The following is a 1210-nucleotide window of genomic DNA, read 5'->3' as shown; positions in this document are numbered from 1 at the left end:
GGGATTGGTATTCAGTTCTCCTTTTCTTATATTCAGTTGAGCTTACATTTTTCTCAGCTTCATAATGTTGTTTAAGCTGATTATATTCACTGTCTGTCAATTTTCCACTTAAACGTATTTTTTCCAACGCCGCGTCGCCAGAGCCCTTCGGACCCTTTCCATACCATGCATCTAAAACCGCTTTTTTAGCTAAATCAAAGTCATTCATTACTGGCAAAGTAGTATCTGTCGTTGTGGCCCCACCAAAAAATAGTGCCATCTGTTCCGCAAAATTAAATCCCCCCGCCGCTTTCAGAGGTTCCGAAACATCCCCCGTCTTAATAATACCATCATCCGGCACAGGCAATCCCGCATCATCCTCGCCATCCTCTCTTCTCCTGGCTGGAACATCAACCACTTGCCCCCGAACCGGTGGCGTAGCTCCGTTACTTGTTCCACCACCTAATCCCATATAAGCGAGAGCTCCCCCAAAGAATGTCCCCACACTCGCCAGTGCGGCAATTGCCAATGTCTCCGGATTGACCTCTCCATTGATCCGATCCAGTGCCGCCTCCCTCTGATCACGACTCATCGCAGCGATTTCTGCATCTGTTTTTCCGGATTCCCTTAGCTGTTTATACTCAGCGGCAGCATTAATCTCACCTAACTTCCGACTCCTCTCCTCTGGAGACAAACTGTCCGGGTCGGAAATTCCCGCTGCCTTTAATACTTCATCCTGTTGTAATTTATTTCCTCTGTCTTGCGCCAAATTGATGTTCTGTTCCGACCAGTTCATCTCATCCATCTGGAAACCATTAGGCCCATTCGTTGCGAGATTCACACCATTCACTTGTGCGGATGTAGACAAACCGTTCCCGTCTACTGTCGATGTGAGTCCAAGTCCTGAATTTGGATCTGTATATCCAACACTCCCGGAAAGTCCTCCGCCGTTGATGTCATAATTAGCCCCAACGTTCCAACCCTCTCTCGGACCATTACCAGCATTGTAATTCGCACCGACAGTAGTCGCTCCGTTAGTTGTGCTACTAGCCGTTAGTTGAAGTCCTTTCACCCCGGGAATATTCGCTGATCCTGATATTGTTGTATTTCCTCTTTGAGAGAAACTAATCGATGCGTTCGTTGTGGCACTTCCAATTCCAAGTCTTCCTCCCCAACCAGCTTGTTTGTCGTAACTCACTCCCAAACCAACTGCTGTGTTTTTAAGAAGAGG

1 pseudogene is annotated in these 1210 nt (G+C 47.4%); it reads right to left on the bottom strand.

The features are described 5' to 3' along the window. Positions 1-1210: pseudogene (locus EHS11_RS19905) on the bottom strand (hypothetical protein); the annotation flags it as partial.

The sequence above is a fragment of the Leptospira ilyithenensis genome (assembly GCF_004771005.1).
Lineage (GTDB): Bacteria > Spirochaetota > Leptospiria > Leptospirales > Leptospiraceae > Leptospira_A > Leptospira_A ilyithenensis.
This window is presented reverse-complemented; position numbering and strand designations above follow the sequence as displayed.